Source organism: Flavobacterium sp. RSP15, from assembly GCF_003968755.1.
GTDB lineage: Bacteria > Bacteroidota > Bacteroidia > Flavobacteriales > Flavobacteriaceae > Flavobacterium.
In genome coordinates, this window is record NZ_RYDL01000011.1 from 91,497 (window position 1) to 112,683 (window position 21,187).

General features: G+C 35.8%; 18 protein-coding genes. 10 read left to right on the top strand and 8 right to left on the bottom strand.

Annotated features, from left to right (window positions below; translation table 11 throughout):
• Positions 1-3: 3 nt before the first annotated feature.
• From EKM00_RS11705 to ahcY, 3 genes are all read right to left on the bottom strand, one after another.
• Complete coding sequence (locus tag EKM00_RS11705; RefSeq protein WP_126516303.1) at positions 4-558, bottom strand: DUF4339 domain-containing protein; 555 nt, start codon at positions 556-558, stop codon at positions 4-6.
• Positions 559-658: 100 nt separating this feature from the next.
• Positions 659-1,240, bottom strand: a complete 582-nt coding sequence (locus EKM00_RS11710) for a transposase (protein ID WP_233592288.1) — start codon at positions 1,238-1,240, stop codon at positions 659-661.
• Between the two features lie 96 nt (positions 1,241-1,336).
• Positions 1,337-2,653, bottom strand: coding sequence for an adenosylhomocysteinase (gene ahcY / locus EKM00_RS11715; protein WP_126457562.1), 1,317 nt, complete (start codon positions 2,651-2,653; stop codon positions 1,337-1,339).
• A gap of 281 nt (positions 2,654-2,934) precedes the next feature.
• On the opposite strand from ahcY, the gene EKM00_RS11720 reads away from it, so the two are divergent.
• From EKM00_RS11720 to EKM00_RS11755, 8 genes are all read left to right on the top strand, one after another.
• Positions 2,935-3,564, top strand: coding sequence for a 4'-phosphopantetheinyl transferase family protein (locus EKM00_RS11720; protein WP_126516305.1), 630 nt, complete (start codon positions 2,935-2,937; stop codon positions 3,562-3,564).
• 138 nt (positions 3,565-3,702) lie between these two features.
• Positions 3,703-4,422, top strand: coding sequence for a geranylgeranylglyceryl/heptaprenylglyceryl phosphate synthase (locus EKM00_RS11725; protein ID WP_126516306.1), 720 nt, complete (start codon positions 3,703-3,705; stop codon positions 4,420-4,422).
• Complete coding sequence (pnuC, locus tag EKM00_RS11730) at positions 4,422-5,051, top strand: nicotinamide riboside transporter PnuC (protein ID WP_126516307.1); 630 nt, start codon at positions 4,422-4,424, stop codon at positions 5,049-5,051. Before EKM00_RS11725 ends, pnuC begins: the two co-directional genes overlap by 1 nt.
• The gene (locus tag EKM00_RS11735) at positions 5,006-7,126 is read left to right on the top strand and encodes a DUF4301 family protein (protein ID WP_126516308.1); all 2,121 of its coding nucleotides are present in this window, start codon (positions 5,006-5,008) and stop codon (positions 7,124-7,126) included. The genes pnuC and EKM00_RS11735 overlap by 46 nt, the downstream gene beginning before the upstream one ends.
• A gap of 13 nt (positions 7,127-7,139) precedes the next feature.
• Entirely contained in the window at positions 7,140-7,544 is a 405-nt protein-coding gene (arfB, locus tag EKM00_RS11740; protein ID WP_126457557.1) for an alternative ribosome rescue aminoacyl-tRNA hydrolase ArfB, read from the top strand.
• Positions 7,545-7,850: 306 nt separating this feature from the next.
• The gene (locus EKM00_RS11745; protein WP_233592287.1) at positions 7,851-9,929 is read left to right on the top strand and encodes a TonB-dependent receptor; all 2,079 of its coding nucleotides are present in this window, start codon (positions 7,851-7,853) and stop codon (positions 9,927-9,929) included.
• Between the two features lie 209 nt (positions 9,930-10,138).
• On the top strand, positions 10,139-10,855 hold the full coding sequence (locus tag EKM00_RS11750; protein ID WP_126516310.1) for a DsbA family oxidoreductase: 717 nt from the start codon (positions 10,139-10,141) through the stop codon (positions 10,853-10,855).
• A 139-nt stretch (positions 10,856-10,994) separates the two neighbouring features.
• The gene (locus EKM00_RS11755; RefSeq protein ID WP_126516311.1) at positions 10,995-11,978 is read left to right on the top strand and encodes a Gfo/Idh/MocA family protein; all 984 of its coding nucleotides are present in this window, start codon (positions 10,995-10,997) and stop codon (positions 11,976-11,978) included.
• Positions 11,979-12,046: 68 nt separating this feature from the next.
• Here the strand turns inward: EKM00_RS11755 and EKM00_RS11760 are convergent, their stop codons facing one another.
• The 5 genes from EKM00_RS11760 to EKM00_RS11780 all read right to left on the bottom strand — a co-directional run bounded on the left by EKM00_RS11760 (position 12,047) and on the right by EKM00_RS11780 (position 19,001).
• Positions 12,047-15,223: an efflux RND transporter permease subunit gene (locus EKM00_RS11760; RefSeq protein ID WP_126516312.1), complete on the bottom strand. Its 3,177-nt coding sequence runs from the start codon at positions 15,221-15,223 to the stop codon at positions 12,047-12,049.
• Between the two features lie 76 nt (positions 15,224-15,299).
• Positions 15,300-16,367 (bottom strand): efflux RND transporter periplasmic adaptor subunit, encoded by a 1,068-nt coding sequence (locus EKM00_RS11765; RefSeq protein ID WP_126516313.1) that lies wholly within the window; start codon positions 16,365-16,367, stop codon positions 15,300-15,302.
• Positions 16,368-16,372: 5 nt separating this feature from the next.
• Positions 16,373-17,737 carry a TolC family protein gene (locus EKM00_RS11770; protein WP_126516314.1) on the bottom strand — a complete coding sequence of 455 codons (1,365 nt, stop codon included), beginning with the start codon at positions 17,735-17,737 and terminating at the stop codon, positions 16,373-16,375.
• Positions 17,734-18,333, bottom strand: coding sequence for a TetR/AcrR family transcriptional regulator (locus tag EKM00_RS11775; RefSeq protein ID WP_126456155.1), 600 nt, complete (start codon positions 18,331-18,333; stop codon positions 17,734-17,736). The genes EKM00_RS11770 and EKM00_RS11775 overlap by 4 nt, the downstream gene beginning before the upstream one ends.
• 146 nt (positions 18,334-18,479) lie before the next feature.
• Positions 18,480-19,001 carry a YceI family protein gene (locus EKM00_RS11780; protein ID WP_126516315.1) on the bottom strand — a complete coding sequence of 174 codons (522 nt, stop codon included), beginning with the start codon at positions 18,999-19,001 and terminating at the stop codon, positions 18,480-18,482.
• Positions 19,002-19,214: 213 nt separating this feature from the next.
• On the opposite strand from EKM00_RS11780, the gene EKM00_RS11785 reads away from it, so the two are divergent.
• Positions 19,215-20,189 carry a polyprenyl synthetase family protein gene (locus tag EKM00_RS11785; RefSeq protein WP_126456151.1) on the top strand — a complete coding sequence of 325 codons (975 nt, stop codon included), beginning with the start codon at positions 19,215-19,217 and terminating at the stop codon, positions 20,187-20,189.
• A 127-nt stretch (positions 20,190-20,316) separates the two neighbouring features.
• Positions 20,317-20,667, top strand: a complete 351-nt coding sequence (locus EKM00_RS11790) for a hypothetical protein (RefSeq protein ID WP_126457543.1) — start codon at positions 20,317-20,319, stop codon at positions 20,665-20,667.
• Positions 20,668-21,187: the final 520 nt, after the last annotated feature.

The window sequence follows — 21,187 nt, forward strand, 5'->3', positions numbered from 1 at the left end:
AGTTCAGTTTCCTTTATTTGAATATTTTTTCAACCATTTAAATGATTGAAATATAGGTCGGTGAAATAAAATTAAAAACATTATTATTAAATAAAAATAACATAGAAAAAAATATACATCAAAGTTTTCAGAAGAAGAAAATGGACTTAAAGCATAATAATCTCTATGAATTCCAAATAAATCTTCATACATTTCTTTCCAAGGTAAAATAACAATAAATAAAATTGAAAATATTATACATTTTATGAAATAAACCAGTTCATATGCAAATTTTGATTTAATTCTTTCCTTTTTTAAATGATTTTCCTTTTCGTCTAATTCAGATTTATGAGTTTTAACATTTATGTTTATAGAACTATTTAAATTTTCAAAATTTGGAATTGGAGGAGGAGTAGAATTAATAAAAATTTTCAACTCTTCAATATTTTTTGCGTAATCCCAATTTTCCATTTCTTCACGCCAAACTAAAGTATCATTAGTTAATAACATTGATTTTAATTCATTTTCAGAAAATGGTCCTTTTTGTTGGTTATTATCTAGCACATAAAATTTAATCATATTTTTTTATTTTTTTTGGTAAAATAGCGCATAACGTCAGTTTGTCTAAAAACCTCTAAACGAACTGTATTTTGTTAATCATTAAGTAAATATATGTTATTTAAACTACAATTAAAATTCGTTCTGGCAAAATTCGCTGATGATTATTAAAATAAAACAGTCCGTAAAAAGGGTTAAAAATTGCTCTTAACATCACAAAATACAACGCCAGTATTCTTAGATACTGTTTTAGTAGATTGTGATCAATCAGGTTGAAGATTCGGCGCAGGTTGTAGGCTGTAAAAATCAATCCAACATCAGCTGCGGCGCGTTTTATGGTTTTGGTTGTCATGATATAGTAAAAATCCCATTGCCGCTTTATTACTCTCTTGCAAAGAGCGGGACAGGCTGCCGGATGTTCGACGATGGCTTGTCGTCTGCGGTATATTTCATAATTATTTTGGATTCTGACTTTATTTTGATAAATAAAATCGGCATATTGGGAGCGTTCAATGAGTCTGCCTTTGGCATTTTTGGTGCATTTTTTAAAAAGTTCACAACTCAGACAAGCACTAGATTTATAATGCTTCATCTGGCTTATTGACGCGCCGTTCTTTTTGGCGTAGCAATTTCCATTGGTCGTTGGGGTTTCATTAGCAGGGCACGTATAAGTATCCGACCCGTAGTTTTTGCGAAGGGTCACGGCCAAAAACAAAAAACCCTTGCTCCTGAAACTTCGGGACTGCAAGGGTTTGTATTATAATAGTGAGAATTGCTTCGTTTCCTCGCAATGACTCGACTAGTATCTGTAATATTCTGGTTTGAACGGGCCTTCAACTGGAACGCCAATGTAATCCGCTTGATCAGTACGTAACGTCTCTAATTCAACACCTAATTTAGCTAAGTGTAACATGGCTACTTTCTCATCAAGATGTTTTGGTAACATGTACACATCATTGTTGTATGCCGCACTGTTTTTCCATAATTCGATTTGAGCCAGTGTTTGGTTAGTAAAGGAGTTACTCATTACAAAACTTGGGTGACCTGTAGCACAACCAAGGTTTACCAAACGGCCTTCAGCCAATACAATAATATCATTTCCAGCAATCGTGTATTTATCAACTTGAGGTTTGATTTCGATTTTTGATGCACCGTGGTTAGTGTTCAACCAAGCCATATCAATTTCGTTGTCAAAATGTCCAATATTACAAACGATAGTTTTGTCTTTCATTTTCTCAAAATGAGAACCCAAAACAATATCTTTATTTCCAGTAGTGGTAATGATAATATCAGCAGTTGCAATAACTGTATCTAATTTTTTTACTTCAAAACCGTCCATCGCTGCTTGAAGCGCACAAATTGGGTCAATTTCAGTAACCGTAACAATAGAACCAGCACCTCTAAAAGAAGCTGCTGTCCCTTTACCTACGTCACCGTATCCACAAACGATTACTCTTTTTGCAGCAAGCATCAAGTCAGTTGCACGACGAACTGCATCAACTGCTGATTCTTTACAACCGTATTTGTTGTCAAATTTCGATTTAGTAACCGAGTCATTCACGTTGATTGCCGGCATTGGCAATGTTCCTGCTTTTACTCTTTCGTATAATCTGTGTACTCCAGTGGTAGTTTCTTCGGATAATCCTTTGATTCCTGCAACTAATTCCGGGTAACGGTCTATAACCATATTGGTCAAATCCCCACCGTCATCAAGAATCATGTTCAATGGTTTTCTGTCTTCACCAAAAAATAATGTTTGCTCAATACACCAGTCAAAATCAGGTTCGTTCAACCCTTTCCAAGCATATACCTGAATTCCAGCAGCAGCAATCGCTGCAGCAGCCTGATCTTGTGTAGAGAAAATGTTACAAGAACTCCAAGTAACTTCAGCACCAAGAGCGATCAACGTTTCAATCAAAACTGCAGTCTGGATTGTCATGTGCAAGCATCCCGCAATACGAGCACCAGCAAGTGGTTGTTCGTTTTTGTATTCCGCACGAAGCGCCATTAAACCTGGCATTTCAGCTTCTGCTAATTCAATTTCTTTTCTTCCCCAAGCCGCCAGGGAAATGTCTTTTACTTTGAAAGCCACAAAAGGCATAGTTGTAGTACTCATTTATAGTATATTTGTAATTACTTCGTCCGTTCGCCTTTCAGGCTCGGGTGAAAATTTTTTGCAAATTTACGCAATAACTTTAGAATTTTACGGTTTTCCAGAAGATTTATGAATTGTTTAATTCGCTAATCTTTTGAACATTAACTAAATAATTTCTTTAAGCTGAACTTGTTTCAGTTTCTGGAGCTATTTCCCGTTATTCGCTATATCTTTTTACACGCAAAAAAGCGTGAAAAAAGGATATCACTGCTACCGGGGCTAAAAATCAAGATCACAACACGATGCCACTTTATAAAATCATACGTCCTAATGCCGCCACCCAAATTTTAATTTGGAAAATAACGGAACCTTTCTCCGAATTAAACCAACAGATTGTTCTTAATGTAAACAATCAAAATCGACTGGACGGAATGAAATCCGAAATGCACCAACGCGCCTTCCTGAGCGTTCGTAAGGCATTGCAACAAGCCGGATATACTGATTTTGATTTGTATTATGACACCTTCGGAAAGCCCCATTTACACGATGGAAAGCACATTTCCATCACACATTCTCATGAGTTTTCGGCCATTATAATCAGTACTGAAACCGTGGGAATCGACATTGAATTGCAACGAAATAAAATCATCAAAATAGCACATAAATTTTGTGATAGCGAGTTTCAATTCTTGGATATGGACAGTGAAGAATATATCCGAAAATTAACGGTTATTTGGGGTGCCAAAGAGGCTATTTTCAAAATTAGAAACGAAAAAGGAATCAGTTTCAAAGACCATATAAACGTTCATTCATTTGAATTAAATACTAAACAAAATAAAGCTAAACTTCATTTTAATAATGTATTGAAGGATTTCAATATTCATTTTGAAGAAATACAAGATTTTACGTTAGTCTATGCTTTCGAAAAATAGTACACAGTATTTCATCGCGCAGTTTGTCATTGCTTTGCCCGTACTGGTTAAGCAATGAAAAGACAATTAATAAGCAACAATATAAAGTATCAGAAATCCGTTTAAATCCACAAAATCCGCGTTATCTGCGTACCAAAAATGACAAACATTTATAACGAAATCATCCAATCTAAAGTCGAATGTCAAAAGCTCCTGGCGATTCTTCTGGATCCTGATAAAATAGTTCTGGTGAATTTACCTAGTTTAATTTCAAAAATCAATCAATCACCCGCAACACATATTTTCATTGGCGGAAGCCAGGTTGAAAACAACATTTTAGACGAATTAATTATAGAAATAAAAAAAAGCAGCACATTGCCTATCGTTTTATTTCCTGGAAACCCATCTCAGATTTCAGATAAAGCCGATGCAATTTTATTTTTGTCTTTAATTTCTGGTCGCAATCCTGATTTTTTAATCGAACACCAAGTAAAAGTGGCACCCATTTTAAAACAAACCCAACTCGAGATCATTTCTACCGGTTATATTTTGATTGAAAGCGGCACTGAAACCGCAGTAGAACGCATTAGTAAAACAAAGCCTTTAGATAGAAATAATCTGGATTTAGCATTGGCTACGGCACTAGCGGGAGAAATGTTAGGTAATAAACTGATTTATCTCGAAGCGGGAAGTGGCGCTAAACAAGCTGTTCCGTTAGAAATGATTGCATTAGTTACGCAAAATATTGAAATTCCGTTACTTGTTGGTGGTGGTATTGTAGATTTGCAGGGAATTCAAAACGCGTATGCTGCCGGAGCCGATCTAGTAATTATAGGAACCGCTTTTGAAAAGGATATTAATTTTTTTAACCTTAATTAATGATAGACTATTTTTTTTCGCAGTACAGCGAGTATTCAACATTAGATATTATCTTGGAAATTATAGCTGTCATTTTTGGACTATGGAGTGTTTGGTACGCCAAAAAAGACAATATTCTGGTTTTTCCAACCGGATTAGTGAGTACGTCCATATTTGTGTATTTGCTCTGGAAATGGACCTTGTGGGGTGACATGATGATTAATGGCTATTATTTTGTAATGAGTATTTATGGCTGGTACCATTGGACCCGCAAAAAAGGCGATACGAAAGAATTCCCAATTTCAAAAATTTCAAGTTCTGAAAAACGAATTGCGATAATTCTTTTTATATTTACGGTCGCTTTTGTGGTTTCAGTATATCACTATTTTGGTAAATTTACCACTTGGTATGCCTATGTAGATACATTTATTACAGGGATTTTCTTTGTGGGAATGTGGCTCATGGCCAAAAGGAAAGTCGAGAATTGGGTATTTTGGATTATTGGAGATGTAATTTCCATTCCGTTGTATTTTGCCAAAGGCTATACCTTTACCAGTTTTCAATACATAGTATTTACAATAGTTGCCATTTTTGGCTATTTAGAATGGAAGAAAATCTCAGACAGCTCTCAAACGGAGTTACAAAAATAATTAAAATAGCTTTATTTGGTCCTGAAAGCACTGGCAAAACTACCTTGGCCAGACAGCTTGCAGACTATTATAAAACGGAATGGGTTCCGGAGTTTGCACGTGATTACCTGCAAGAAAAGTGGGATTTAAGTCAGCAAATATGTACCGTTGATGATATGCTGCCCATTGCTTACGGTCAAGCTAAATTAGAAAATGAACGAACGCTGATTGCCAATAAATATCTTTTTTGTGATACGAATCTAATGGTGACCAAAGTTTTTTCGGAGGTGTATTACAACTATTGTGATCCTTTGTTGCATGAAGCAGCTCGCGCACATGAATACGATTTGTTTTTTCTGACAGATATTGATGTACCCTGGGAAAAAGATGATTTGCGAGACAAAGCAGAAGGAAGAGAATCTGTTTTTGCCGTGTTTAAACAATCTTTAATCGATAATAATAAACCATTTATAACCCTTTCCGGAGACCAGGATTTGCGTCTCAAAAAGGCAATTGCAAGTGTTGATGACTTAACTTTAGCAAGGGAACTCGGGTTTTCCTCGGATGATTTTCTGTATATTCAGGAGTATGGAATCTCAATGAAAGACATTCAAAAGCAATTGAATTTTTTTAAAAACGGTATCCCCAAAGCAGATTTGGTTCGTCCGGCAACAGTGTCTAATGGTATTTTAAAGCTATCTGAAAAAGATTTTCAAGAAAAATCCCTTTTTTTTGATACCCATAAATCAAATTTAAAATTACAGAAATTTGTGCCTGCTTCCGGAGCAGCCAGCAGAATGTTTAAGTTTTTGGCGGAATTTATAAATGAATTTGATGTTGAAAATGAATCAATTAATTCCTATATCAACCGAAAAAAAGCAAATAAACTTGCTGTTTTTATCGTGGGAATGGAAAAACTTCCCTTTTTTGAAGCAATCGATAAACGACTCAGAGCCGAGTATGCCGCTTTTGATACTTTAGATCCAAGTTTGAAAAATTATTATTTTATAAAATTCATTTTATCATCTGATTATTTTGACTTTGCAAATCAGCCAAAAGGGACTCTTCCTTTTCATAAATACAAAACCCATATTGCAACTCCTGTGGAAGAGCATTTACAGGAATGTACGCATTATACGAGCACTAATAACTGTTCTTATTTGCATTTTACAGTGTCAGAATCCCATCAAAAAAAGTTTGAAAGCCGCATTGATGCAATTAAATCTAAAATTGAAAAGCAATCGGGTGTAACAATACAGGTTAGTTTTTCCTATCAAAGCAAGCGAACTGATACACTTGCGGTTACTATGAAAAACAAGCCGTTCCGAGATGAAAAGGGACAATTAGTTTTCAGGCCCGGAGGACACGGTGCTTTGATAGCCAATTTGAATGATTTAGAGGCTGATATAGTATTTATCAAAAACATTGACAATGTAATTCAAAACAATTTAGAGAAAATTTCTTTGTACAAAAAAGGGTTGGCGGGAATTTTGCTGGCAATACAGCAGCAGGTTTTCAGGTATTTAAACGCCTTGGATACTGTGGCAATTGAGTCCGCGTTTGTAGATGAAATTATTCTTTTTTTGAAGGAAAAATTGAATACTACAATGAAGGACGGTTTTCATACATATACTCTGGACAATAAAATCAAGGAAATAAAAGCGATTTTAAACAGGCCGATTCGCGTATGCGGAATGGTAAAAAACGAGGGTGAACCCGGAGGAGGGCCGTTTTGGGTCCGGGATCTTCAAGGAGGAATTTCATTGCAAATCGTAGAAGGTTTCCAAGTCGATTTGGCAAACGACAATCAAAAGACAATTCTGGATGCTGCTACCCATTTTAATCCGGTTGATTTAGTCTGTAGCCTAAAAAATTATAAAAAAGAGAAATTTGATCTCACTCACTTTGTGGATTATAGTAGTGGTTTTATTGTGGAAAAAAATGTAGCTGGCAAAAACATCAAAGGGTATGAATTGCCTGGTTTATGGAACGGCGCAATGGCTAAATGGCTGACTGTGTTTGTTGAGGTGCCTTTGATTACTTTTAATCCGGTCAAAACGGTGAATGATTTGTTGAAACCGGCACATCAGTTCTAAAATTTACGCATCAATGGAAATAGAAAAAATCGTATCCGAATTAAGTTTTAAAGCAGTCCGCAGCAGTGGAGCCGGCGGTCAGAACGTAAATAAAGTATCCTCTAAAGTGGTGTTGACTTTTGATCTGCACCATTCTCTGGCTTTAACGGACGAAGAAAAACTTTTGATTGCAACTAAATTATCGTCCAGACTTACCACTGATGCTGTTTTAATTTTAAATTGTGAGGAAGACCGAAGTCAATTTAGAAACAAAGAACTCGTAATCAAACGATTTTTGGAATTAATAAAAAATGCATTGCTTGTTCCAAAAGAAAGAAAACCCACCAGAATCCCTAAATCAGTCATTAGAAAAAGAATAAAGGATAAAAAGACTATTTCTGAAGTCAAGAAAAACAGGAGAAAACCAAATTTAGAATAAGATTTTATTTTTTATTTTCTAAAATTCGAACAAAAAAAACTACTTTTGCGCTGTCTCAAAGGGGTGCTCTAAATAACGAGCTGAGATCATACCCAACGAACCTGGGCGAGTAATGTCGCTAAGGGAAAAAATGACAAAGAAAATAGCGTGCACACTATCTATTTGTCATAGGAAACAATCATTTATTAATTTAACAAAAGGAATAATTCCCCCTTTTATTCGTAATCTTATTTACGGATGAATACTATTTTAGTCTCAAAGTCTCAAAGTCTTAAAGTTTCAAAGTCCAAGAATCTGACATATTTTATGTCTTCTATCTTTCTCTTTACATCATTTATCTCTTTTTCTCAAGTTAAAGACACTACGAAAGTAAACCAACTTGATGAAGTCTTGGTTTCGGCGGTGCGGGTCACTACTAAAACGCCGGTAAGTTTCAGTAATTTGAACAAAAAGGAAATCAAATTCCGAAACTTAGGACAGGATATTCCTATTTTAATGAATTATTTGCCGTCAGTTGTGACGACTTCTGATGCGGGAAATGGAGTAGGGTATACCGGAATTCGCGTACGTGGTAGCGATGCAACAAGAGTGAATGTCACTATCAACGGAATTCCTTACAATGATTCTGAAAGTCAGGGAACCTTTTGGGTAAATATGCCAGATTTTGCTTCATCATTAGAAAGTTTGCAATTGCAACGTGGCGTAGGAACGTCTACGAATGGAGCGGGTGCTTTTGGGGCGAGCTTAAACATGTTGACGGACAATTTTGCCAAAGAAAGCTCTGGTGAAATATCGAACTCTGTGGGTAGTTTCAATACCAGAAAACACACCGTAAAATTCAGTACGGGTTTGATGAACGACCATTTTGAAATCGCAGGAAGGTTATCAGCTATCAAGTCTGACGGGTTTGTAGATCGTGGCGCTTCTGATTTGAAATCCTATTTTCTGCAGGGAACGTATGTCGGCAAAACGACTTTGATAAAAGCATTGGTTTTTGGAGGTACTGAAAAAACGTACCAGTCTTGGAACGGAATAGATGCAGAAACGCTGCAGAATGACCGAACGTTTAATTCATCAGGTGCTTTTACGGACGAGCAAGGAAATGCTCGTTTTTATGATAATGAAACGGATAATTACCAGCAAGATCATTCTCAATTGCATTGGAACGAAAAAATATCTGAAAGATGGAGCACTAATTTTGCATTGCATTACACGAGAGGAGAAGGTTTTTTTGAAAATTATAAGGAAGACGCTGATTATAGGGATTATGGATTAGAGCCTACTGGTGGAGTTTCAACAACGGATTTAGTGCGTCAAAAATGGTTGGAAAATGATTTCTACGGAACTACTTTTTCTGCTAATTATAAGGATGAAAATCTGGATGTGATTTTTGGTGGTGGTTGGAACAAATATGAAGGCGACCATTTTGGAAAAGTGATTTGGGCACGAAATGCTTCTCAGAGTGAATTGGGAGATCGCTATTATGATGATTATGCCAATAAAACGGACGGGAATGTTTTTGTGAAAGCCAATTACCAAATCACAGAACAGCTAAGTTTATTTGGAGATTTGCAATATCGTTCAGTGAATTACAAGGCTAATGGTGTTCAACCAACACTTGTGGATGATACGTTTAATTTCTTTAACCCTAAAACGGGATTAACTTATACGATCAATTCCGGAAATTCCGTGTATTTGTCTTATGCCAGAGCCAATCGCGAACCAAATAGAAGTGATTATGAAGGCGGAAACGTAAAACCAGAAAAGCTAAATGACTTTGAATTGGGGTGGAGATATATTGCGGAAAAAGTACAATTTAACTCGAATGTGTATTATATGGCCTATAAAGACCAATTGATTTTGACAGGGAGTTTAGACGATGTAGGTGCTCCGATACGTTCGAACAGCGAAAAAAGTTACCGCTTAGGACTTGAAGTGGATGTTACAATAGCGTTGACAGACCAATTGATTATTCGTCCTAATTTTACCTTGAGTGCCAATAAAAATTTGGACTTAGCTGTTGAAGGTCAAAATTACGGAACTACTGAAATCGCGTATTCACCATCCGTTATTGCAGGAAATATTTTGGTCTATACGCCCATTGAAAATCTTCATATTTCGTGGTTGCAAAAATTCGTTGGGGAACAATACATGAATAATATAGAATTGCCGGCAGCAAAGTTGGCAGATTATTTTGTGAATGATTTGAATGTGGCGTACACCTTTAAACCCAAATCAATTTTTAAAGAAATAATTGTAACAGGTCTTGTAAACAATTTTTTAGATAAAAAATATGTTTCTAATGGCTACATGTATGATATTTATCCGTATTATTATCCACAAGCAGGAATTAATTTCTTGGTGGGATTGACGTTGAGGTTTTAGTATAATGATTATAGTTGACAAAAAACCATCACGAGCAATTTTGATGGTTTTTTTGGTTCTATTATAAAGGATTACTTTTCTGACTTTCTGATTCAAATAAATATTTACTATTCCAGTATCTATAATTAAACACTAAAACCCCAAAAGCTCAAAACTGAATTGATTAATTTTGTATTATAAAATTAATTTTTGAATTTAATTAAAGGAAAATGGGAAATACATTAAAAATACAAATCTGGTCGGATATCATGTGTCCGTTTTGTTATATTGGAAAAAGAAGAATAGAAGGTGCTTTACAGAATTTTGAGCATAAAGATGCAGTTGAAATTGAATGGAAAAGTTTTCAGTTAGACGCCGGCTTTGTTGCTTCTCCAGAGGATGATATGGTTGAGCATTTGGCCGAAAAATATAGAAAAGATAAAGATTGGGCACAAGAGATGCTGAATAATATGACTGAAAATGCTAAAAATGCAGGATTGGATTTCAATTTTGAAAAAGCGGTTATGGCCAATTCGCTGCATGCACATCGCTTGTTGCATTTGGCTAAAAAATATAATTTGGCAAATGACTTAGAAGAATTACTGTTCAAAGCGTATTTAACGGATGGTAAGAATATTAATGATTTGGATACATTGAAAGCATTGGGACTGGAAGTAGGACTGAATGGCGAAGCTATTGATGAAGTGCTAAATTCTGATGCGTACGCAAATGAAGTGCAGCAAGATATTGAAGAGGCGCAATCTGTCGGGGTTCAAGGAGTTCCTTTTTTTGTTTTCGATAATAAATATGCAGTTTCGGGTGCGCAACATGTGGAAACCTTTGTGAAAACACTTGAAAAAGTATGGGAGGAAGGCAAATTTGATTCGAAAGTCACGGTATTGAATACCACCGATGGAGACAGTTGTGGAATTGATGGTTGTGAGTAAAACGAGAATTTCAAACGATAAGCAATTAAGTTTCATCTAGCGTTGTATCTACAAGAAGCATAATTTCTTTCTGGTTTAACTATTAAGCAAAACAGTCGCAGTAGCGCACAATCGTCTGAGGCAATGAAAAATTATCATTATGAGTGAATCTACAAAAGTAATCCGCTGGGGAATATTGGGTTGTGGTGATGTTACCGAACTGAAAAGTGGTCCTGCGTACCAGAAAACGGATGGTTTTCAAGTGGTAGCAGTAATGCGAAGAGATGCGGTTAAGGCTGCGGATTACGCTAAAAGACACGGAATCAGCAAATATTACACAAATGCCGATGATTTGATTAATGATCCTGAGATAGATGCGATTTATATTGCCACGCCTCCGGATGTGCATAAATTGTATGGACTCATGGTGGCTGCAGCCGGTAAAATATGTTGTATCGAAAAACCTTTGTCTCCAAATTATCAAGACAGTCTCTCGATTTGTACTGCTTTCGCAGCAAAAAAAATTCCGTTGTTTGTAGCCTATTATCGCCGAACATTACCTCGTTTTGAACAAATAAAAGCGTGGCTTGATACCAATAGCATTGGTGAAATCAGACACATAAGATGGCATTTGAGTAAACCTGCAAGTTCTACGGATTTATCAGGCGAATACAATTGGCGAACTGATGCGTTGATTGCTGCAGGCGGTTATTTTGATGATTTAGCAAGTCACGGTCTGGATTTATTCACGCATTTATTGGGAAATATAAAAGAAGTTTCGGGGCTTAGTATTAATCAGCAGGGATTGTACACGGCCAAAGATGCTGTTGCCGCTTGTTGGTTGCATGAGTCTGGAATTACAGGTTCAGGCAGCTGGAATTTTGGGTGCTATGAACGGGAAGATAAAGTGGACATTTATGGAAGCAAAGGAAAAATAACGTTTTCTGTATTTGAAAATGATCCTGTAGTGCTTTCGAACGCACAAGGACAAACAGAAGTATTTATTGACCATCCTGAAAATATTCAGTTGTATCATGTGCAGCAAATGCGAGAAGACCTTCTTAGGAACAGTAAGCATCCTTCCACAGGTTTGACAGCAACGCATACAAGCTGGGTTATGGACCAAATTATGGGAAATTTGTAGTGTTTTTAAATATAAAAAACCTGTTCAAACTAATGAACAGGTTTTATCTTTTATAATAAATTGAGATTTTAAACGGTATGTTTTGGATTAAATCCATCTTCACTTAGTTCTTTATGCTCGTAATCGGCAACCATTTCAGCTTCATAATCAACTTTTTCTCCTTTCGAAAGTCTACTGATGGCTTTTTCCATAATTTGGTAAATTACCGGAACTACTACTAAAGTCAAGAATAATGAGGAAATTAATCCTCCAATAATTACCCAAGCCAAACCGTTTTTCCATTCCGCTCCAGCGCCACTTGCCAGTGCAATTGGTACCATACCAAATACCATTGCGATAGTGGTCATCAAAATTGGACGAAGACGCGCATGATTTGCTTGGATTAATGCTGTTCTGACCGTTTCGCCAGCTTTACGCCTTTGATTGGTATAATCTACAAGCATAATCGCATTTTTACACACCAGACCAATAAGCATGATGATACCTAAAATGGTAAATATATTCAGTGTATTATTGGTTAAAGCCAAAGCCAACATTGCACCAATAAAGGAAAGCGGGATGGCAAACAATACCACAAATGGATGTACAAAACTGTCGTATAACGAAACCATTACCAGGTAAACCAAGACAATCGCAGCTAATAACGCAATTCCTAATGTACCAAAACCTTCGGACTGGTTTTCCTGATCACCACCCCAAATGTAATTTACACCGGTTGGTTTTTTTAATTTTTCAATTTTTTCTTGCCATTGTGTTACAATAGTTCCTGAAGCTACACCCACATTTTGGCCTTTTACAGTTACCGATGCTGATTTGTCTCTTCGTTCTAATTCACTTGGACCGGAACCTTCGGTTACGGTTGCAAATTGATTCAGTTTTATTTGTTGACCACTATCGTTTATGAAAATTAAGTTTCTGACATCTGCGATACTTTTTCTGTCGAATGCATTGTATTTAATGTTGATGTCATATTCGTATTCACCTGCTCTAAATCTACCATCAGTATTTCCGCTAAAAGCAGTTTGCATGGTCATACCTACTGTTTGCAAACTCAATCCTAAAGCGGCCATTTTATCTCTATCGACTTTTACGTTTACTTCTGGATTTCCATCTTCTACAGACAATTCGATTTCTGTTGCTCCAGGAATGGTACGTAATTCTTTTTCTGCTGCTTTTGCAAATTGCATGGCGCTTTCTACATTTGGCCCCGTTACAATTAATCCTAAAGTAGCATCTTCTGCAGTTCCTAAAATACCAACTGGAACTGTTTTTACTTTGGCACCAACTAGTATTTTTTCTAATTTGCGTTTGGTTTTTGCAGCATACACATTTGCAGGTTCATTACGTTTGTCTAATCCAACCATTTTTACGTTTATCTCCGATTTGTAAGCAGTGGCTTGCGAAGCACCAAGACCTTCACTGGTTTGACCAATCGTTGTAATTTGACTAAAAACATATGCTTCTTTCTGCAAGAATGCTTCTGCTTTTTGCGTCATGAAATTGGTTTGCTCTAATGAAGCATCTTTTGGCATTTCTATCTGAACTAAAAACTCACCACTATCAGACGCGGCAAAGAATTCCCCACCAATAAATCCACCGCCAAATAAACTAATCATCGATCCAAAAAAGAGTACTAAAACGATAGCTAGTGTTTTAAAATAATGATCCAAACACCATTCCAATAATCTGGATACCCAATTTGTAAATCGTGTTAAATAGCTTTCAAATCCCAGGATGATTCTTCCAAAAAGATTTTTACATTGAATGTGTTCTAATTTCCCGTATCTTGAAGATAACCATGGGATGATTGTAAAAGAAGCGACTAATGACAGCAATGTCGAGATAATAACCGTTACACAGAATTGCGTAATAATGTTAGAAACCAATCCGGTACTCATTGCAATTGGTAGAAACACTACTACAATTACTAAAGTAATCGATACAACAGTTCCACCAATTTCTGCAGTTCCATCATAAGCAGCTCGAACTTTATTTTTACCCATTTCCATGTGTCTGTAAATATTCTCGAGAACCACAATGGCATCATCCACAAGAATACCCACCACAAGAGAAAGTCCTAATAAACTCATTAAGTTTAAGGTATACCCCATCAAATAAATTCCAATGAACGTAGCAATTAATGAAGCAGGAATAGAAACCATTACAATCAATGAGTTTCTGATGCTGTGCAAGAAAAATAACATTACAAGAGCCACTAAAAGTACCGCAATTAGTAAATCATGCACAACAGCATCGGCAGCTTCTAATGTGAAAATAGTACTGTCTTTTGCTATTTCAAGTTTTAATCCGTTTGCTTTATAATCCGTTTCAAGTTTAGCAATTGTTTTAACTAACTCTTCACTTACCGCAACCGCATTGGCATCCGATTGTTTGATGATTTGTAAAATAATAGCACTTTTTTGATTAACACGCGCTATTTTTTCAGGAATTTTTTGAGTATCCTGAACATCAGCAATAGCATCTAAACGAACTTGTATTCCGTTTTTAGAAGATACAATTAAGTTTCTTAATTCATCAACAGTTTTATATTTTCCCGCTAAACGAATTAGTATTTTCTGCTCACGAGTTTGAATGTTTCCTGTTGGAAAATCCAAATTAGAAGATAAAATAGTTTGTTGCACTTGCGGAATCGAAAGTCCGTAGGCTTGCATTTTTACCGCATCAAGATTTACTTGAATTTCTCTTTCTTGTCCGCCAATAATATTTACCTGTGCTACACCTTCTACTCGAGAAATAACGGGTGCTAATTTTTTATCAATTAAGTCGTAAAAAGCAACTTCATCCATTTTTCCGTTGGCACCAATAGTCATAATTGGTAAATCGCTTAAAGAAAATTTAGTCAATGAAGGCGTTTCAACATCATCAGGCAAATCACTAAGAATAGCATTTATTTTACGCTGCGCATCGTTCATGGAAATATTAACATCAGCCGAAGACGTTAATGTAATGGACACTGTTGATAAACTTTCGTAGGACTTCGAGTCTATTTTTTTAATATTTTCTAAGGATGCAATGGCATCTTCAATTTTTTTGGTAACCGTATTTTCTACCTCACTTGGTGATGCACCCGGATAAATAGTGGCAACAGTAATTACATTGGTTTCGAATTTTGGAATCAATTCGTAACCCAATTGGCTGTAACTGAACAGTCCGCCAAGTGTTAGAATCGTAAACAATACAATTACTAACGAAGGACGTTTTATGGATATTTCTGCTAATTTCATATATTTATATTTTTAGGTCTTAACGTATAAGGTCATGCCGTTTTCTGCTTTTGACCTTTGGCTTTACAACTTTCGACTATTTAATGACATCCACTTTAGATCCGTCCTGAAGGTTGATTTGACCTGTGACAATTACAGTTTCGCCATTTGAGAGTCCGTTTAGAATTTCTACTTTGTCCCCAAGAATTCTTCCAGCTGTAACTGTTTTCAATTTGGCAGTTCCGCTTTCAATTACAAAAACCTGATTGCTGCTTACACCTCCTACAAAAGCATCTCTAGGAACAATCATCAACGATTGTTTTTGTTGTTTCGATGCAAATTCAGCGGTTCCGTACATACCCGCTTTTAAACCGTTGGAAGCGTTGTTTGTAATTTCAATCTCGATGGGGAAATTTAAAATTTCGTCCGCTTTTGAGGCGATAAAAGTGATTTTCCCTGAGAAAATTTGGTCTGGATAAACGCTTGCTACAACTTTTGTGACGGTACCTACTTTTAAACTGGCCACTTGGCTTTCGTTAACGTTAACTTTTAGTTTTAGTTTGGAAACATTAACAATATAAAACAATTCCGTAGCAGGTGTAGCAGAAATGATTGATCCAACCTCGATGTATTTCTTATTGATAAACCCACTAATTGGCGCTTTGATTCTTGTATCTCCAACATTGATATTTGCTTGTGTTAACTGGAATTTAGCATTTACCATTGCTAGTTTTACCTGATCTACTTGTTGTTTGGTTACGCCGCCTGTTTTGTATGCATTTTCAAATCGGGTGTAATCAGCCACCGCATTTTGATACACCGCATTAGCGTTTTGCGCATTTACGTTTATAACATCGCTTCGTACAATGGCGAGTGTTTGTCCTACTGAAACATAATCGCCCTCTTTTACAAGTATCTTTGTTATTTTACCTGATTTTTCAGCAGAAAATTTTAATTCTTGTATGGGTTCAAAATTTCCATTGGATGAGAAATCTAATGAAACAGCTTCGGTTTTTACGGTATCAACTCTAACAGAAACGGAGGCGTTTTTCTCCGCAACAATAGCTGTTTTAGCTTCGTTTTCTTTTTTATTATTGGTTAATACGTAGGCAATTAGTCCTAAGGATGCTACAATTACTACTACTGTTATTATTATTTTTTTCATTTTGATTATTTATTGGTTAGTGTTTTTAATTCCCCTTTGGATTTGACTAATTGTATTTCTGCCAGTTTGTACTCTAATATGGCTGATGTGTAGTTGTTTTGAGCTTCGGTCAATGAGTTTTCGGCATCCAGTAAATCAGTCAGTGTGGTTAATCCTTGTATATAGTTGTTTCGGGTGTTATTTAAAACCTCTTTGGCTAATTGGGCATTTTCTTTCTGATTGTTGATTGTGGTTAAGCTGTTGTCAATTTGCGTTTTTGCATTGGCAAAAGCCAGGTCAAGTGACAACTTGGTGTCAACCAGCTCTTCGTGGATAGTTCGTAGGTCAACATCGGCTTGTCTTACTCTGGCACGAGTGCCAAATCCAGTAAATATCGGCACTTTCATATTCAAGCCAATCGAAGAGAAATCAGACCAGTACACTCCTTCAGAAGGTTTTCCGCCCAAAGGCATTACAGGACCCTGACCAATGTAATTGTACCCGGCATTCAGTGACAATGTTGGGTAATAAGCAGCTTCAATGGCCTTTTTTTGATAAAATAATAATTGTTCTTGTTTTTTCAAAAGCAAGTATTCCGTTCTGTTTGCCGTATTTGGAATTTCAGACAATGCTTGTGGCCCTACTTCAAATGCAGTTTGTGGAATCTCGATTTGGGTTTCTATGGGCATTCCCATATAAAATTTCAAGGCATTTTCCTGTATTTGAACGGCATTCAGTACCTGTTGACGTTGTGTATTGATGTTTGAAATTTTTACTATTATTCGATCCAAATCAATTTTTTTTGCTAGGCCATTGTCATATTGTCCTTTGATGATGTTTCTTACTTTGGTGGTATTTCTTAAAGTGCTGTCAATCACCGTTAGTTTTTGTCGCTGCACATAGACTTGGTAATAATTATTGGCCACACGCTCAATTACTTGCTCTTCTGTTAGTTGATTGTTGATCTGATAAAATTCTCGAGTAGATTTTGCTGCTTTTAAGCCAGTAAAAACGGTTTGGTCGAAGATAGCCTGTGTCAGAGAAACTCCCGCAGTTGAAATCCATGGTTGGCCAAAAGCGGCTTGGATGGTAGTTCCCGGAGCGCCAAATCCTGCTCCGTCAATAACAGTTGTTTGTATTACAGGATTGTACGTCAAATTGCCATTAGCTGAAATTTGAGGCAATGCTCTGGAGCGTATTTCCTGAATTTGGTACTCACTGTTCTCTACTTGTAATTTTGCTTTTTTGGCATCTGCTTTGTTTTCTAAAGCATAGTTGATGGCTTCCTTTAGCGTAAGTGTTTGTACGGGACTTGTATTTGCGTTGCCAATTTTTTGTGATTGAGCCGAAATCCCATAGGTTAGGACGGCTAGTAAAATTATAGTTTTCATTTTGTAATATAGTTAAGTAAATGTTTTTCAAGTTCAATTATCCCGCTGGGTGTTGCCATAGCTCTGGTATGGTATTCTAAGATCTCAAGTTCTATCTTTTGCGCTTCTTTTTCGGAACTGGTACAGCCCTTTATACTGAAAATTAAATAATAATAAAATCGCGTGTAACTTTCAATATTTATGGTCTTGCGGTAAAAACCTTGTTCAATTCCTTTTTTTATGTTTTGTTCAAAAGTGGTGTTACATTCATTGATTTCTCTTGTCATCACTTTCTCATAAATTTCAGGATAATGTTTTTTTAATTGGTAAATGGGCGAATCATCTGAGGATTGAAACATTTCTTTAAACATTTTTCGTATTTCAAAATTTTCTGCGATAGCATTATAATTTTGGGCGATAATACGGTCAATAATTTGATGGATTTGTTTGTGAATTGCGGTGGTGCTTTCCTCAATAAGTAATTCTTTATTGCAGAAATATTTATAAATCGTTTTTTTAGAAATACACATTTCTCCTGCAATATCATCCATGGTGATGCTCTTAAAACCTAGTTTTAAAAACATTTCACTTGCTTTAGTTATAATTTTTTCTTTCATTTTTAAGGCTGAAATGATTTCAGTATGTTCTAATCAAATTAAAATTTGTCGATTTGAGCGATTAATTTCGAAGGCGAATCAAAAATTTAAGAACTAAATTAGTTCCCTAAAAATTTGTGTTATGTTTAATAGTTACAACTGGTTTTTTAGACAGCCAATTCTAAATTTGCAATCAATTTTATGTCCTGACCCATCGCTAAGCCATTCGTTTGTGTAAAAGATTGGTAAGCTAAACCAAAATCATTGCGATTTATTTGTCCGGTGATCTCAAATGCCGCTTTTTTATCTCCGTTGTAAGTATTAATCGCGATTAATTCCGCATCTAGTTCAACATATTTGGTAATATTGCGGATAGTCAGGTTTCCTTTTAAAAAATTAATGTTCTTTGCCACTTTTTCGAATGAAGTAGATTTGAAGCTTATAATAGGGTACGCAATGATATCAAAAAAATCTTTCAGTTTTGCCTGAGCATCAATTTGTTCGAGTTTAGTTTCAGGGGTATTTACATTTAATGAAAATTCGACAGAGGCATTTTTAATTTCATCGTCCTGAATGTCAATATACCCGTTAAAGATGTTCACCGGACCGGATAAGTAGGCAATTATAGCGTGTCTGGATTTTATAAGAACATCTGATTGGTTCGAATCTATGGCCCATTTGATATTCATAATCAGTTTGTTTTAGGTAGGATTTATTTAGGTACTATTAAAGTTCAGTCAGAATATTTTTGATACCGTATGTTAAAATACGAGTGCAAATGTAAGACGGAAACTTTAAATACCAAAATAGTTTCCAATGTCTTTTTATTTATTTAACATTTAAGGGTAAAACGATGTTTGTAATACAATTTGAATAGAGTAAATTAGCCGAAAATTTATTTTATGCATTCCATTTATCAATATCAGGAGTTTCTTTCGGAGTATTTGCAGGCACAATATGAAACCAAAGAACCAAGAAATTTGTACGAGCCCATCCGTTATATTTTAGACCTTGGCGGAAAAAGAATTCGTCCGGTACTCACCTTAATGAGTGCCGAAATTTTTGATGCATCGTATCCAAAAGCATTGCCTGCCGCATTAGCCGTTGAAGTTTTTCATAACTTTTCGTTGGTTCACGATGATATTATGGATGATGCGCCATTGCGAAGAGGAAAAGCAACGGTTCATGAGAAATGGAATCTAAACACCGGAATTTTATCGGGGGATGCGATGCTGATTTTAGCCTACCAATATTTTGAACAATATGAGCCGATTATTTTTCGGGATTTGGCCAAGTTGTTCAGCAAAACAGCGCTTGAAGTTTGCGAAGGGCAGCAATGGGATGTCGATTTTGAAGAACGCAATGATGTTACTATTCCGGAATACCTGATGATGATTCAATACAAAACGGCCGTTTTGGTCGCAGCAGCCATGAAAATGGGAGCGATTATTGCAGAAACTACCGAGGAAAATGCAAATCTGATTTATGATTTCGGACTCAATTTAGGCTTGGCTTTTCAATTACAGGATGATTTCTTGGATGCTTTTGGGGATCCTGAAACCTTTGGAAAACAAGTAGGCGGTGATATTATAGAAAATAAAAAAACGTATTTGTATCTCAAAGCAGTAGCCTTTTCAAAAGAAGAAGAAGCTAAGCAATTGCGGTATTTGTTTTCTGTTCAGCCGGAAAACAGTACGGATAAAATAGAGACGGTGAAAGCACTTTTTAATAGTTCTGGTGCGGCTACGGCAACACAGGAAGCAATACAAGATTTTACTTTTAAGGCGTTTCAGACCTTGGATAAAATGAATATTAGCGCCGATAAAAAGGCAATGTTGAAATCTTTTGGGGAGAATTTAATGGGCAGAAAAGTGTAATTCAATTTCAATAATCAATTTCAACATTGACTTTGAAAGTTTATATTTATAATTTAACAAGAAGTATAGTGTATAATAATAACAATATTAAAAATTGACATTCATATTGCCATTGATATTTAAAGATATGTTTATAGTTCCAAAAAATACCGATTTACTACTTGCTGAAGCCGCGGGTGAAAACTTATATTTGAAATTAATCGAACAAATGAATAAGGATTTCAATCTCGCTAACGAAGCAATTGATTTTCCGTTGGGTATTTCTCCCAGTGAATTGAAGTTGCAGCTTCACGAAAAAATATATCGACTTATTCAATACAAATTTGCTGAATACCTCAATTTATTATACATAATTGATGTTTCCGAAGAAGAAATAAAAAAACTAGACGGATCTGATTTAGTAGTTCTGGCAGAACAAGTCGCTTTTTTGATCCTAAAAAGAGAATGGCAAAAAGTATGGTTCCGGAATAAGTATTAGTTATTGTAAGTCTTTTTTTAAGATTGTTTTATTCCATAATTCAGTTCCCGCAGTATCAAAAACAGTTAGTTTCATTTGGCGGTTTTCCTTTGAACCCAAGAATGAAATCATACCAAAATTATGTTGCGTAATCAAACTGCCTTTGGATCTGTAAATATTGTTTTCCTTTAATGCCCCTTCAGCGGCAACACCGGAAGTTAGCGGTGAAACGGTCCAGTCAAATTAAAGAATAAGTGTTCTCGCGTGGAACTTCGGAAAATTCAGTGAAATGCCTATCACCGCTCAGGAATAAAACGCCCTTAATTTTAGTATCAAGAATTTCTTTCAGCAATTTTTCTTTCTCTTTGGGGGTAGTTGCTGTAGTTTTCTTTTTCTGCTACGGAATTTGATACTTGTACGCCCATTACAATTATTTTAAAACTGGTTTTAGAAGCATTTAATGCTGTCTTGTCCTGAATAACCGATACAGATTATTAGATAAAAATATTTAATTAAACACTTGCAAAAACGTTTTTGCAAG